A 12,963-nucleotide genomic window follows, 5' to 3' on the forward strand; every position below is an offset into this window, starting at 1 on the left:
GTCTTCACAGAAGCTGCTAGCCGCCGGACTTCTTGGCTTTGAACCCGTGCTTGAGCAGTTCGGCCAACAGCAATTCGACGTGATCGCCCTGGATCTCGATGATGCCGTCTTTCAACGCACCACCGGTGCCACAGCGTTTTTTCAACGTCGTCGCCAAATCCTTGAGCGCGTCTTCCGCCAGCGGCACTCCGGTCACAGTGGTGACTGTCTTGCCGCCACGGCCCTTGCTTTCGCGACGTACGCGAGCAATGCCATCGCCATCGGGGATACGGGTTTGTTTGCAGGTACAGGCGTCCACCGGCTGACGACAGTCCGGACAGTGACGACCTGCGTCGGTGGAAAATACCAGGCCACCAAGGGCGGCGAAGGATGCGGCTTTTTTGGCCACCGGCAATCCTCATATGGAGGACAAAAAATTGGCCGGTGCCTGACACTGTTGCGCCAAGGAGTACCGACCGCGAAGCCCCACTCTGGCAGGGGCAGCGCAACTCAGGCGGGAAAACCGCTTGAGTCTGAAAAAGGTCGCGCAGTGTAACGACAAATGCGCTGCTGCCCAATAGCCAATCGGCGGCAATTTATAAACCAGTCAACCGTAACTTTGCAGGAGCGAGCTTGCTCGCAAGCTTTTAACCTCACCCGCTCGCCCCTACGGCTTGATCTGCGCCAGATAGCGCTTGAGGGCTGCCAGCGAATCCGGGCAAAAAGGCTGTTGCTGACTCAGGCGCAATGCCTCGGCCACCGACATGAAGCAGGCCTGCTGCACCTCTTCAGGCTGCACCTGCAACGGGCCATCCCACACGGCGGAAAAAACGGCGCACCACAGGTGATTTTGTTCGCCTTCGAAGTAAAAGCGTTCATGGGCAGTCAGCGATACGCCGCTCACCCCCAGCTCTTCTGCAAGTTCACGGGCTGCCGACTCGGCGTAGCTCTCATCAACCCCCACCATGCCACCCGCCGCCACATCCCAGAACCCGGGATACAGCGCTTTGCTCAGGGTGCGCTGATGCACGCACAATTCACCGGCAGAGTTGAACAGCAAAATGAAAGTGCCGCGCCCGATCAAGCCCTGCTCACGCAATTGTTGTCGGGGCAAGCCGCCCAGCAGCCGGTCTTGAGGATCAACCCAGGCCACCATTTCGAGATCAGAGGCCGCACGGTGTGCGGCCTCCAGCGCAGAAATCGGCATCACTCAGCCCTGGGACAGCAATTGTCGAAGGTCCATGACCGCCGCGTTGGCGCGGGAAATATAGTTGGCCATGACCAGCGAGTGGTTGGCCAGAACGCCGTAGCCGCTGCCATTGAGGATCATCGGGCTCCAGACCGGCTCCTGGGCCGCCTCCAGTTCACGAATGATCTGACGCACACTGACCGTGGCATTCTTTTTCGCCAGCACGTCAGCGAAGTCGACTTCAATGGCCCGCAGCAGGTGCGACAGGGCCCATGCCTGGCCACGCGCCTCGTAGAACACGTTGTCGATTTGCATCCATGGGGTTTCTTCTATTTCTTCATCAACCACGGGTACCTGGCCGGGTTTCAGGCTTTCGGTCTTCAGTGCGCCATTGAGCTTGACCCGGCCGACGCTGGCCGACAAACGCTGCGACAGCGATCCCAGACGAGTACCCACATCGCCCAGCCAGTTGTTCAGGTTATCGGCGCGCGCATAGAACAGGGCGTTCTTCTGGTTGGGATCAGACAAGCGCGCCTGGTAGCGGCTCAGGGAATTGATCCCCTCCTGGTACTCCGACTCGCTGGACGGCAGCATCCAGCTCTTGTTGTCGAAGTTGAAACGCGGTTCGGCCTTGGCCAGATCGGCGTCTTCGGCCGACTGCGATTGCGAACGGGCAAAGTCTTTACGCAAGCCGCGGGTCAGGTCACGCACCTGTACCAGCACGCCATATTCCCAGCTCGGGATATTGTCCAGAAACACGCCCGGCGGAAAACGGTCATTGGACAGATAGCCGCCCGGTTTATTGAGCAGGGTGCCGGCCACGGTTTTAAGGGTTTCAACAGTGGTGAACCCCGGAACCATTTGCTTGCCATCCCTCTCGGCAGCCAGCTGGGCGTTTTGCTGCACCGGGAACAAGTCCGGTTCCTGGCTCCAGTACCAGCCCAGACCCAGGCACACCACGACGAAGATCCCCACCAGCACGGCGATTGAGCGGCTAAACAGAATGCTTGTGAAATAGCCACGCGACGGGGCACGGGTCTCCCTGACCGACTCACGGGCACTGCTGCCCTCACGTTTTTTCCAGTCCAGCATGGCTATATCCTTTCAAATTCCAGGTTCAATCGTTCGACCACAACCCTACCTCATAGTGCCTAGGGTCTGTTGGCGTTTCATTGGCTACAGGCTTTTTAATCACGTCCGGGCCGTGCAACTCGCAGGCGGGCCGGTCCGCCCGGCACTATAGAACAAGCACGGACGAGCCATGGTAAATATGGCTGCGCGGCTGTCAATTTCAAGCGGGACAGCCTGATTGGAAACCGGGAGACCGCCTCGGGCCGTGAATCCAGCAATCAAGGCAAATAGCCACTATTTATGCGGAATACCCCCGCCCCGTCACATCGATGTCATACAAACGCCATAACTTCAGGCGCTTCTTACTGCGTAGTAGGCAAAACCCCGCATGCGCCTGAAGCTGCTAACCAACTTGAACACCCTGTTACTGGTCGCCGTATGCCTGGCGCTGGGCGCCACTTTATGGTGGTCGCAGCGGGCGCTGGAGCGTCCGTTCCTGTTGATGGAGCGCTACCTGAGCCTGTCGCAGCTGTTTCAGAATCAAGTTTCGCGCAACATTGAAGACTACCTGGCCAGTGGCGATGCCGTGCGCCTGAGCGAGGCCAACAGCGCGCTGGACAGGCTCCAGACAGCGCTCGACTCACTGCCCCCTGCTCTGGCCCAGGCCTGGCGCCCCAGCCTTGAAGAGCTGAGCCACTTCAGCAACAACCAATTGCTGGCTGCCGGCAAACTGGCCGCAGACCCGCAAGCCCTGCTGCTGCAGGCTGAGCGCGAGCTGGCCGGCAACCTGGAACAGCTCAGCCAGTATGCCCGGCAGGCCAGCACCCCCGAAGCCCGCCTTTATTCTGCGCCGTTGCTGACTGGCGCCCTGCATCTGGCCAGACTGTCCCTGAGCCGGGACAAACTGGTGAGCAGCGCCCGCAGCGAGCTGGCAGGCGAGGTGGAACGCGAACTCGCCAGCATCCGGGCCCAGGCACAGCAGATCGACGCTATGCCCTTACTGGGAGTAAGCGCGCAAAATACTTCCGGCAACGACGATTTCGCCGCGCTGATGGGGCTGCAAACCGAACGCACGACACAGGCCGAAGATGCGGGGATCGGCCTCAAGCGAGAGCTGAACAACCTGCTGAACCGCTACCCCGCCGAACTCAAACGCACCCAGACCCAAATAGAACAACGGGCCCTGCTCGGCAACAGCACCCACCTGAAACTCAACGCCGTGCAACAGGCAATTGCCGCGCTGGAACCGCAAGTGCGCGCCGAGCACGGGCAGATCCAGAGCGAGGTGAGGCTGATCCAGGGTCTGATGATTGGTCTGATTCTGCTGATCGCACTGCTGATCGACACTCTGCAACGTAGGCTGGCCAAGGTCCTGACCCATTTGACCGGGTCGCTGTCGACCTGGGCCGACGGCGACTTCAGCCGCGACATCCAGCTGGGCAAGACCAATCGCGAGCTGCATGACATTGAGGCTTCGCTCAATCGCCTGCGCCAGTACCTGGTGAATCTGGTGGGCACCCTGCGCCTGAATGCCCAACAGGTCGCCGGCAGCAGCCAGACCCTGGCCGAACTCAGCAACGGCCTGCACGGCGGCGCCGAACGCCAGGCTGTTGATACGGCCCAGATCCGTGACGCACTGGGCGAACTGGAGGCCACCATCACCCAGGTCGCAGGGGATGCCAGCCATGCTGCCGATGCCAGTCGCAGCGCCGGCCTGGCTGTTGCCCAGGGGCAGCGCGTAATAGACCAGAGCCTGACCGGGTTGCGCGCGCTGGTCGGGGAAGTACAAGGCAATGCACAGAGCATCGAACGCCTGGCAGAAGAGTCTGCGACCATTGGCGGGGTCTTGACCGTGATCCGCTCCATCGCCGACCAGACCAACCTGCTGGCACTCAATGCGGCCATTGAGGCCGCCCGTGCTGGAGAAATGGGCCGCGGCTTTGCCGTGGTTGCCGAAGAAGTCCGCTCCCTTGCGCAACGGACCGCAGGCGCCACCAGCGAGATCCAGACCCTCATTGGCGGGCTGCAACTGGCCGCCCGGCAATCGGTTGAGGGCATGCGCGCACAAGTGGAACATGCCCGGGCCACCGCCGAAAAAGCCCAGGACGCTGAAGGCGCGCTGGATGAGATTGTCGATGCGATTACCACTATCTCCGGCACCGCAATGCGCATCGCCGACGTCACCGCACAACAAGGCACGGCTGTGGGGGAGATTCGCAACCACAGTGAGCGCATTCACCAATTGGGCGACGACAACCTGCAACGCATCGCTGTTGCTCGGGACCAGAGCCAGCAGTTGCTGGAGCTGGGCGGCAAATTGAACTCAGCCGTGCACAGTTTTCGCCTGTAGAAGCGAGCTTGCTCGCGAGCAAGCTCGCTGCTGCAGGGCATCTCAGCATTCACTCCGCTATCATGCGCCCACGTTTGATTTGCGAGATTCCTATGCGCCGCCTGTTCCTTGTTCTGTGTTTGCTGCTCGCCGTACCGGCCATGGCCGCCGGCCTGCTGGATAACCGGCCCAGCTCTACCCTGGGTGCAATCAATAACAGCAACGACTTTTTACCGGTGCGTGACGCGTTCAGGCTCAACCTGATCGACAGCACGCCCGAGACCATCAAGCTGCGTTTTGTCCCCACCGAAGGCTATTACCTGTATCGCCACAAGTTCGCCTTTAGCACCGAACCCGCCGATATCGCCCTGGCCACGCCACAGTTACCGCCCGGCGAGCAAAAGCACGATGAGTATTTCGGCGACGTCGAGGTCTATCACGGCATTCTTGATGTCGACATCCCGCGCCCGACCGATGATCAGCGTCCGTTCACCCTGGTGGTCACTTACCAGGGCTGCGCCGACAAGGGTTTGTGTTATCCACCGGAAACCGAACGCCTGAGCATCGGCGGCACCCCGGTTTCGACCGCGACCGGCGACAGTGCCGCACCAGCCATCAATAGCTGGACCTGGCGCGAGCTGGCGCTGTTCTTCCTCGCCGGCCTGGGCCTGACCTTTACCCCCTGCGTGCTGCCGATGCTGCCGATTTTGTCGGGCGTGGTATTGCGTGGCCAGGTGGGCGGGCTGCGCGGCTTTAGCCTGTCACTGGCCTACGTGCTGCCAATGGCCGCCTGCTTTGCACTGCTCGGCGCGCTGATGGGGATGTTCGGCGCACAGCTCAACCTTCAGGCACGCCTGCAATCGGTGTGGGTACTGGCGCCCTTTGCCCTGTTCTTCGCGATTTTTGCCCTGGCCATGTTCGGAGTGTTCGAACTGAAGTTGCCGCAAGCCATCAGCAACCGCCTTGATCGCGTAGCCAACCGCACCCAGGGCGGCTCGCTGTGGGGTGCTGCCGTGCTCGGCGTGGTGTCCAGCCTGCTGGTATCGCCCTGCGTCTCGGCCCCGCTGGCGGGAGCATTGCTCTATATCAGTGCCAGTGGTGATGCCCTGGGCGGCGGTTTGAAACTCTTTGCCCTGGGGCTGGGCATGGGCGCGCCCCTGCTGCTGGTCGCAACCGGCGGTGCGGCCTGGTTACCAAAAAGCGGGCCATGGCTGGTCAGCGTCAAAAACGCCATTGGCGTGCTGTTGCTCGGTTTGGCCATCGCCCTGCTCAGCCGCGTGCTGCCGGGCCCCGTTACCCTGCTGTTGATTGGTCTGCTGGCGGCCGGGGTGAGTCTGTTTCTCGGCACTCTGGAGTTCGGCTACAAAGCCCCGCGCCAACGTCTGGCGCAGTTGCTTGGGCTATTTCTGCTGGTTTACGCCCTGGCCTGCTGGTACGGCGCCCTCAGCGGTCAAAGCGACCCGTTCAGGCCGCTTGGACACTGGCAGCCTGCGGCATCCGCCGCCGGCCCGGCCCAAAGCAGCAGTGAATGGCAAACCGTCAGCACCGCAGAGGAGCTGGACAAGGTGTTGGCACAAGCCAGTGCCGCCGGCCAGCCGCTGTTGCTGGACTGGTACGCCGACTGGTGTATCAGCTGCAAGGTGATCGAGCACGAGGTCCTGAACAACCCGCAGGTGCTGGACCGGCTCAAAGGCTACCGGCTGGTACGGTTTGACATGACTGCCAGCAATGCCGGGCAGCGCGCCCTGCTCGACCGCTACCAATTGTTCGGCCCTCCGGCACTGATGTTCTTTGGCAAAAACGGCAGTGAAAAAAGTGACTTGCGGGTCATCGGCGAGATCAATGCAGCAGACTTCGCCGAACGTGTCGACAACGCAAATGACCGGATCTAGAGAGCTGGTCACAAACTTTTCGCGAACATCGGTCATCGTGCTGGCTATTGCAGTTAACTGGACAGCGAATCCGCTTTTCGGCATAGTCGCCCGGCATTGATAACTGCACACACATAACAAGGAACAGCAGATGGCGACTTTTCTGGTTCTGCACGGCCCCAACCTGAATTTGCTCGGCACCCGCGAGCCGGGCGTCTACGGCGCTACTACCCTGGCGCAAATCAATCAGGACCTGGAGCAGCGGGCCCGCGATGCCGGTCACCATTTGCTCTATCTGCAAAGTAATGCCGAGTATGAGTTGATCGACCGGATCCACGCTGCCCGCGATGAAGGCGTGGACTTTATCCTGATCAACCCGGCTGCTTTTACCCACACCAGCGTGGCATTACGTGACGCGCTGCTGGCGGTGAGCATCCCATTCATCGAAGTGCATTTATCAAACGTGCACAAACGCGAACCTTTCCGCCATCACTCCTACTTCTCCGACGTTGCGGTAGGTGTGATCTGCGGCCTTGGCGCCAGCGGTTATCGACTGGCCTTGGAGGCCGCCCTGGAACAGCTTGAACTACAAGCTAAACGCCCCTGACCGACCCATTGGGAGTTGACGATTCATGGATATCCGTAAAGTTAAGAAACTGATCGAACTGCTGGAAGAGTCCGGCATCGACGAGCTGGAAATCAAAGAAGGCGAAGAGTCCGTACGCATCAGCCGTCACAGCAAGACTCCTGCTCAACAGTTCTACGCACCAGCGCCAATGCAAGCTCCGGCTGCTGCTCCGGTTGCTGTTGCTCCGGTTGCCACCGTGACCGAAGCACCTGCTGCACCAAAACTGAACGGTTTTGTGGTCAAGTCGCCAATGGTCGGTACTTTCTACCGTACCCCGGCACCTACCTCGCCAGCCTTCGTTGAAGTCGGCCAGACCGTTAAGGTCGGCGACACCATTTGCATCGTTGAAGCGATGAAAATGATGAACCACATCACGGCCGAAAAAGCCGGTGTTATCGAATCCATCCTGGTAGAAAACGGTCAACCGGTTGAGTTCGATCAACCGCTGTTCACCATCGTTTGAACCACGGGGAGCCAACGATGTTGAAGCCTCAGAAGCTGGAAAAAGTCCTGATCGCCAACCGCGGTGAGATCGCCTTGCGCATCCTGCGGGCCTGTAAGGAACTGGGCATCAAGACCGTTGCGGTGTACTCCACCGCCGACAAGGAGCTGATGCACCTGGGCTTGGCAGACGAAACCGTCTGCATCGGTCCGGCACCTGCCAACCTGTCCTACCTGCACATCCCGGCCATCATCGCGGCAGCCGAAGTCACTGGCGCCACGGCGATCCACCCGGGCTACGGCTTTCTGGCTGAAAACGCCGATTTCGCCGAGCAAGTCGAGAAATCCGGCTTCGCCTTTATCGGCCCGAAAGCCGACACCATTCGCCTCATGGGCGACAAGGTATCGGCCAAGCACGCCATGATCGCTGCCGGCGTTCCGACTGTTCCGGGTTCTGACGGCCCGTTGCCGGAAGACGAAGCAACAGCCCTGCGCATCGGCCGCGAAGTCGGCTACCCGGTGATCATCAAAGCCGCTGGCGGCGGCGGTGGTCGCGGCATGCGTGTGGTGCACCGCGAAGAAGACCTGATCGAAGCAGCCAAGCAGACCCGCGAAGAAGCAGGCGCCTGGTTCAGCAACCCGATGGTCTACCTCGAAAAATACCTGACCAACCCGCGTCACGTGGAAGTTCAGGTCCTTTCCGATGGCCAGGGTCACGCGATCCACCTGGGCGACCGCGATTGCTCGCTGCAACGCCGTCACCAGAAAGTTCTGGAAGAAGCACCGGCACCGGGTATCGATGAAACTGCTCGTGCAGAGGTTCTGGCGCGCTGCGTCAAGGCCTGCATCGATATCAACTACCGTGGCGCAGGCACCTTCGAGTTCCTGTACGAGAATGGTCGCTTCTACTTCATCGAGATGAACACTCGTGTGCAAGTGGAGCACCCGGTTTCCGAAATGGTCACCGGCATCGACATCCTGAAAGAGATGTTGAGCATCGCGGCAGGCAACAAGCTGTCCTTCACCCAGGATGACGTGAAAATTCACGGTCACTCCCTGGAGTGCCGGATCAACGCTGAGGACCCGGCGACATTCATGCCGAGCCCTGGTCTGGTCAAGCATTTCCACGCACCGGGCGGCAATGGCGTTCGCGTCGATTCGCACCTGTACAGCGGCTACAAGGTTCCGTCCAACTACGACTCCCTGATCGGCAAGCTGATCACCTGGGGCTCGACCCGTGACGAAGCCATGGCCCGCATGCGCAATGCGCTGGACGAAATCGTGGTCGACGGGATTAAAACCAACATCCCGCTGCACCGCGACCTGGTGAATGACGAAGGCTTCTGCAAAGGCGGCGTCAACATTCACTACCTGGAACACAAACTGGCCAAGCAGTAAGTTTGATTCCAGATCAACCAGGCCGCCTTCGGGCGGCCTGGTCGTTTCTGCAACCTACCCACGCTTTGCGGGAGCTGGCTTGCCAGCGATTGTCCCGTCGCCAGCATCGCCGGCAAGCCAGCTCCCAGTGGCGATGTACGACGAGGGCTTTTCATCGTTTTTTGATTACCCGCACCGCCCTCGCTCGCGTAAACTGGCGCGCTTCTCGCAGCCCACCGGTTGCACACTCCTATTTTTCAAAGGTGCCCGCCATGCCTTGGCTGCAAGTACGCCTCGCCATCAGCCCGGAACAAGCCGAAACCTACGAAGACGCGTTCCTCGAAGTCGGCGCCGTATCGGTAACGTTCATGGATGCCGAAGATCAGCCGATCTTCGAACCTGAACTCAACACCACCCCGTTGTGGTCCCACACCCATTTGCTGGCACTGTTCGAAGGCGGCACCGAAGCCGACCTCGTTCTGTCCCATCTGGAACTGCTGACCGGCTCGCCCCTGCCCGAGCACCATGCCGAAGTCATCGAAGACCAGGACTGGGAACGCAGCTGGATGGACAACTTCCATCCGATGCGCTTCGGTCAGCGCCTGTGGATCGTCCCGAGCTGGCACGCCGCGCCGGAACCGGACGCCGTGAACCTGCTGCTGGATCCGGGCCTGGCCTTTGGTACCGGCACCCACCCGACTACCGCACTGTGCCTGGAATGGCTCGACGGTCAGGACCTGAAGGACTGCAGCGTGCTGGACTTCGGTTGCGGCTCGGGGATTCTGGCAATCGCCGCCCTGTTGCTGGGGGCCAGACAGGCCATCGGCACCGACATCGACGTACAGGCGCTGGAAGCCTCGCGCGATAACGCCGGGCGCAACAATGTCGCCGCAGAGCTGTTCCCGCTGTACCTGCCCGAAGACCTGCCACAGGTTCAGGCCGACGTGGTGGTTGCCAACATCCTGGCCGGCCCCCTGGTCTCCCTGGCCCCGCAGCTGTCGAGCCTGGTCAAACCGGGCGGTCGCCTGGCGCTGTCGGGCATACTCGCCGAACAGGGCGAAGAAGTCGCCGCAGCCTACGCCGCAGACTTTGATCTTGACCCGATCGCCAATCGCGATGGCTGGGTGCGCATCAGTGGCCGTCGCCGCTAGAGCCTGTTGACCTTTGGTTGCGGCCGCGACGCGGCTCGCAATCAAACGGGTACAGCCCCTACAATGCACGCCTGCCCAATCCGGATGGCCACATGAGCGATAGCTTCGTTACCCAGTGTCCACACTGCCAGACCAATTTTCGCGTCAACCACGCCCAACTGAGCGCGGCTCGCGGCGTTGTGCGCTGTGGCGCCTGCCTGCAAGTGTTCAATGCTGCACAGCAACTGCTGAACAAACGCACTGAAAATGAACAACTGCCGACAGTAACGACCCCTGATGTTGCAGAACCCGAGGTCATCGAGCCGCCTGCCGGCCCCAAGCCCGTCAGCCCGGAACACTGGCAAGCAGCCGAACTCGATCTCGACCATCTGGATCTGGATGAAGAACTGGCCCGGCTCGAAGAGCGTGAGATCCAGCCCAGCAAAAGCTTTGGCCAGCCCCACAAGGTAAAAGACAGCTCACTGAGTGCCCGGCGCGACAGCCCGGACGCCGAAGAAAGCCAATGGGCAGACAGCCTGTTCAGCGATTCGGCGGCCGAACGCGCCGAAACCTCAGCGCTCGCCAGCAAAGCCGCAGAGAAGCTCAGCGAACCCGCCTCAACGGGGCGCACCGAGCCGTCATTATCACTGGACCTCGACGAGCCGGATGAAACGCCGCCGCTCAAGCTTTCACTGGACGATGAGCTGGAGCCGGGACTGACCGGCGAACACCTGAGCGCGAGCGATGATGACGACGACGAGCCCCCTGAGCCGTTGCCCCTGAGCAAGCGCAGGCGCAACGAACCAAGAGTGCGTGAAGACGCACTGCTGGATCTGGTCGACGACCCGCTGCAGCTGGACTGGCAAAAACGCCGTACACCATGGGGCAAACGCCTGCTTTGGGTCTTGCTGATACTGCTGGCCGGCGCGGCACTGGCCGGACAATATATTGCCAATCATTTCGATGAACTGGCCCGACAGGATCAATACCGCCCGATCTTCCAGCAACTGTGCCCGCATCTCGGCTGCACAGTGCCGTCCAGGGTCGATATAGACCGAATCAAAAGCAGCAATCTGGTGGTACGCAGCCATCCCGAGTTCGCCGGAGCGCTGGTGGTAGACGCAATCCTCTACAACCGCGCGCCGTTCTCCCAGCCTTTCCCGCTGCTGGAGCTGCGGTTCGCCGACCTGCACGGCAAAATGATCGCCAGTCGCCGTTTCAAGCCCGGCGAATACCTGATCGGTGATCTGGCCAAGGCCGAAATGCCGCCACAGACACCTATCCACATTGCCCTGGACATTCTCGATCCAGGCCCGAAAGCCGTGAACTACAGCCTGAGCTTTCATTCCCCGGAATGAGCGCGCGGCGCTTTTAGCTGCAAGAGGCAAGTTAGAAGTGAAATGCTGATTTGCTGTGTATTGCAGCTTGTCGCTTGAGGCTTGTGGGCAGCCTTCGGCTCCAATTGTTCAAAATTCATCCAATTGCGTCTTTATCCGGTCATCGAGAGCGGGTATCATGCCAACCCTTTTTCGAACTCCCAAGATCCGGCCCCACAACAGGGAAGTCCTATGTCGGCGGTACGCATCGGCCCATATACATTGCACAACGGTTTGATCCTCGCCCCTATGGCGGGCGTCACCGATCAACCTTTTCGTCAGCTTTGCCGACGGATGGGCGCGGGACTGGTTGTCTCGGAAATGGTCACCAGCGACATGAGTCTCTGGAATAGCCGCAAGTCACGCTTGCGCATGATTCACGACGGTGATCCCGAGCCCCGCTCGGTACAGATTGCCGGCGGTGACGCGCAAATGCTGGCAGATGCCGCCAGGGCCAATGTGGAACTGGGCGCGCAGATTATTGATATCAACATGGGATGCCCGGCAAAAAAGGTCTGCAACAAGGCCGCGGGCTCCGCGCTACTGAAAGACGAAGCATTGGTGACCGAGATCCTGCAGGCCGTCGTGGCTGCGGTTGATGTGCCGGTCACCCTGAAGATCCGCACCGGCTGGGACCGGGACAACAAAAACGGCCTGACCGTGGCGAAAATTGCCGAACAGGCCGGAATTGCTGCTCTGGCGGTGCACGGCAGAACCCGCGCCGACCTGTACACCGGTGAAGCCGAATACGACACCATCGCCGCGATCAAGCAGGCGGTGTCGATACCGGTATTTGCCAACGGCGACATAGATTCACCCCACAAGGCCCGGCACGTGCTGCAAGCGACCGGCGCTGACGGACTGTTGATTGGCAGGGCGGCCCAAGGGCGGCCCTGGATTTTCCGCGAAGTTGATCACTTTCTGCGTACCGGGCAACTCCTGCCGGCACCACAGATGAGCGAAGTGGAACGTATTCTGCTAGAGCATTTGGCTGCACTGCACACCTTCTATGGGGAGGTATTGGGGGTACGTATTGCCCGCAAGCATGTCGGCTGGTATCTCGCAACCTTGCCGGGCGCCAAGGAGTTTCGCGCCCACTTCAATCGTTTAGAAGATACGGAAGCACAATGCGCCAACGTTCAGGCGTTTTTCGCCGAACGACACAAGAGCCTGGGGACAGGGGACGAAGGATGGGTGGCCGCATGACGATGATGACCGAGACATTAGTGAGTGGAACAACGCCCGTGAGCGACAACGTCAACCTGAAACAGCACCTCAATACACCGAGCGAAGAAGGTCAGACCCTTCGTGGCAGTGTCGAAAAGGCGCTGCACAATTACTTCGCCCACCTGGAGGGCGCTGAAGTCACGGACGTGTACAACCTGGTACTTTCCGAAGTCGAGGCCCCGCTGCTCGAGTGCGTCATGAACTACGTCAAGGGCAACCAGACCAAGGCCTCAGAGCTGCTGGGACTTAATCGCGGCACCTTGCGCAAAAAACTCAAGCAGTACGATCTGCTGTAAGCATTCAATCAAACCTGAAAGGCGTCCCGGTAAAACGGGTCGCCTTTTT

12 protein-coding genes are annotated in these 12,963 nt (G+C 60.3%); 9 read left to right on the forward strand and 3 right to left on the reverse strand.

What is annotated here, in order from left to right:
* Window positions 1-16 precede the first annotated feature (16 nt).
* The 3 genes from JQ845_RS09185 to JQ845_RS09195 all read right to left on the reverse strand — a co-directional run bounded on the left by JQ845_RS09185 (window position 17) and on the right by JQ845_RS09195 (window position 2,260).
* The gene (locus JQ845_RS09185) at window positions 17-388 is read right to left on the reverse strand and encodes a translation initiation factor Sui1 (protein WP_003439233.1); all 372 of its coding nucleotides are present in this window, start codon (window positions 386-388) and stop codon (window positions 17-19) included.
* A 258-nt stretch (window positions 389-646) separates the two neighbouring features.
* Window positions 647-1,186: an NUDIX hydrolase gene (locus tag JQ845_RS09190; protein ID WP_003439230.1), complete on the reverse strand. Its 540-nt coding sequence runs from the start codon at window positions 1,184-1,186 to the stop codon at window positions 647-649.
* Window positions 1,187-1,189: 3 nt separating this feature from the next.
* A complete protein-coding gene (locus JQ845_RS09195; protein ID WP_003439227.1) occupies window positions 1,190-2,260 on the reverse strand; it encodes a DUF2333 family protein in 1,071 nt (356 codons plus the stop codon).
* 367 nt (window positions 2,261-2,627) lie between these two features.
* Between JQ845_RS09195 and JQ845_RS09200 the strand changes: the two genes are divergently transcribed.
* The 9 genes from JQ845_RS09200 (at window position 2,628) to fis (ending at window position 12,914) form a co-directional block, all read left to right on the forward strand.
* Window positions 2,628-4,589, forward strand: coding sequence for a methyl-accepting chemotaxis protein (locus tag JQ845_RS09200; RefSeq protein WP_203008920.1), 1,962 nt, complete (start codon window positions 2,628-2,630; stop codon window positions 4,587-4,589).
* A gap of 92 nt (window positions 4,590-4,681) precedes the next feature.
* A complete protein-coding gene (locus JQ845_RS09205; RefSeq protein ID WP_203008921.1) occupies window positions 4,682-6,460 on the forward strand; it encodes a protein-disulfide reductase DsbD in 1,779 nt (592 codons plus the stop codon).
* Window positions 6,461-6,590: 130 nt separating this feature from the next.
* Window positions 6,591-7,046: a type II 3-dehydroquinate dehydratase gene (gene aroQ / locus JQ845_RS09210; RefSeq protein ID WP_003439222.1), complete on the forward strand. Its 456-nt coding sequence runs from the start codon at window positions 6,591-6,593 to the stop codon at window positions 7,044-7,046.
* Window positions 7,047-7,071: 25 nt separating this feature from the next.
* A complete protein-coding gene (gene accB, locus JQ845_RS09215; protein ID WP_003439221.1) occupies window positions 7,072-7,530 on the forward strand; it encodes an acetyl-CoA carboxylase biotin carboxyl carrier protein in 459 nt (152 codons plus the stop codon).
* Window positions 7,531-7,547: 17 nt separating this feature from the next.
* Entirely contained in the window at window positions 7,548-8,906 is a 1,359-nt protein-coding gene (accC, locus tag JQ845_RS09220; RefSeq protein ID WP_003439219.1) for an acetyl-CoA carboxylase biotin carboxylase subunit, read from the forward strand.
* Between the two features lie 251 nt (window positions 8,907-9,157).
* A complete protein-coding gene (prmA, locus tag JQ845_RS09225; RefSeq protein ID WP_003439217.1) occupies window positions 9,158-10,036 on the forward strand; it encodes a 50S ribosomal protein L11 methyltransferase in 879 nt (292 codons plus the stop codon).
* Window positions 10,037-10,128: 92 nt separating this feature from the next.
* On the forward strand, window positions 10,129-11,373 hold the full coding sequence (locus tag JQ845_RS09230) for a DUF3426 domain-containing protein (protein WP_003439214.1): 1,245 nt from the start codon (window positions 10,129-10,131) through the stop codon (window positions 11,371-11,373).
* Window positions 11,374-11,583: 210 nt separating this feature from the next.
* Complete coding sequence (dusB, locus tag JQ845_RS09235) at window positions 11,584-12,597, forward strand: tRNA dihydrouridine synthase DusB (protein ID WP_003439212.1); 1,014 nt, start codon at window positions 11,584-11,586, stop codon at window positions 12,595-12,597.
* A complete protein-coding gene (fis, locus tag JQ845_RS09240; protein ID WP_003439210.1) occupies window positions 12,594-12,914 on the forward strand; it encodes a DNA-binding transcriptional regulator Fis in 321 nt (106 codons plus the stop codon). Before dusB ends, fis begins: the two co-directional genes overlap by 4 nt.
* Window positions 12,915-12,963: the final 49 nt, after the last annotated feature.

The sequence above is a fragment of the Pseudomonas paraversuta genome, from assembly GCF_904063065.1.
Classification (GTDB): Bacteria; Pseudomonadota; Gammaproteobacteria; order Pseudomonadales; family Pseudomonadaceae; genus Aquipseudomonas; species Aquipseudomonas paraversuta.

Bases quoted from the DNA above. Each gene is read 5' to 3' on its own strand.
- JQ845_RS09190 (WP_003439230.1), bottom strand. From the start codon at position 1,186: ATGCCGATTTCTGCGCTGGAGGCCGCACACCGTGCGGCCTCTGATCTC.
- JQ845_RS09195 (WP_003439227.1), bottom strand. From the start codon at position 2,260: ATGCTGGACTGGAAAAAACGTGAGGGCAGCAGTGCCCGTGAGTCGGTC.
- JQ845_RS09200 (WP_203008920.1), top strand. From the start codon at position 2,628: ATGCGCCTGAAGCTGCTAACCAACTTGAACACCCTGTTACTGGTCGCC.
- JQ845_RS09205 (WP_203008921.1), top strand. From the start codon at position 4,682: ATGCGCCGCCTGTTCCTTGTTCTGTGTTTGCTGCTCGCCGTACCGGCC.
- aroQ (WP_003439222.1), top strand. From the start codon at position 6,591: ATGGCGACTTTTCTGGTTCTGCACGGCCCCAACCTGAATTTGCTCGGC.
- accB (WP_003439221.1), top strand. From the start codon at position 7,072: ATGGATATCCGTAAAGTTAAGAAACTGATCGAACTGCTGGAAGAGTCC.
- accC (WP_003439219.1), top strand. From the start codon at position 7,548: ATGTTGAAGCCTCAGAAGCTGGAAAAAGTCCTGATCGCCAACCGCGGT.
- prmA (WP_003439217.1), top strand. From the start codon at position 9,158: ATGCCTTGGCTGCAAGTACGCCTCGCCATCAGCCCGGAACAAGCCGAA.
- JQ845_RS09230 (WP_003439214.1), top strand. From the start codon at position 10,129: ATGAGCGATAGCTTCGTTACCCAGTGTCCACACTGCCAGACCAATTTT.
- dusB (WP_003439212.1), top strand. From the start codon at position 11,584: ATGTCGGCGGTACGCATCGGCCCATATACATTGCACAACGGTTTGATC.
- fis (WP_003439210.1), top strand. From the start codon at position 12,594: ATGACGATGATGACCGAGACATTAGTGAGTGGAACAACGCCCGTGAGC.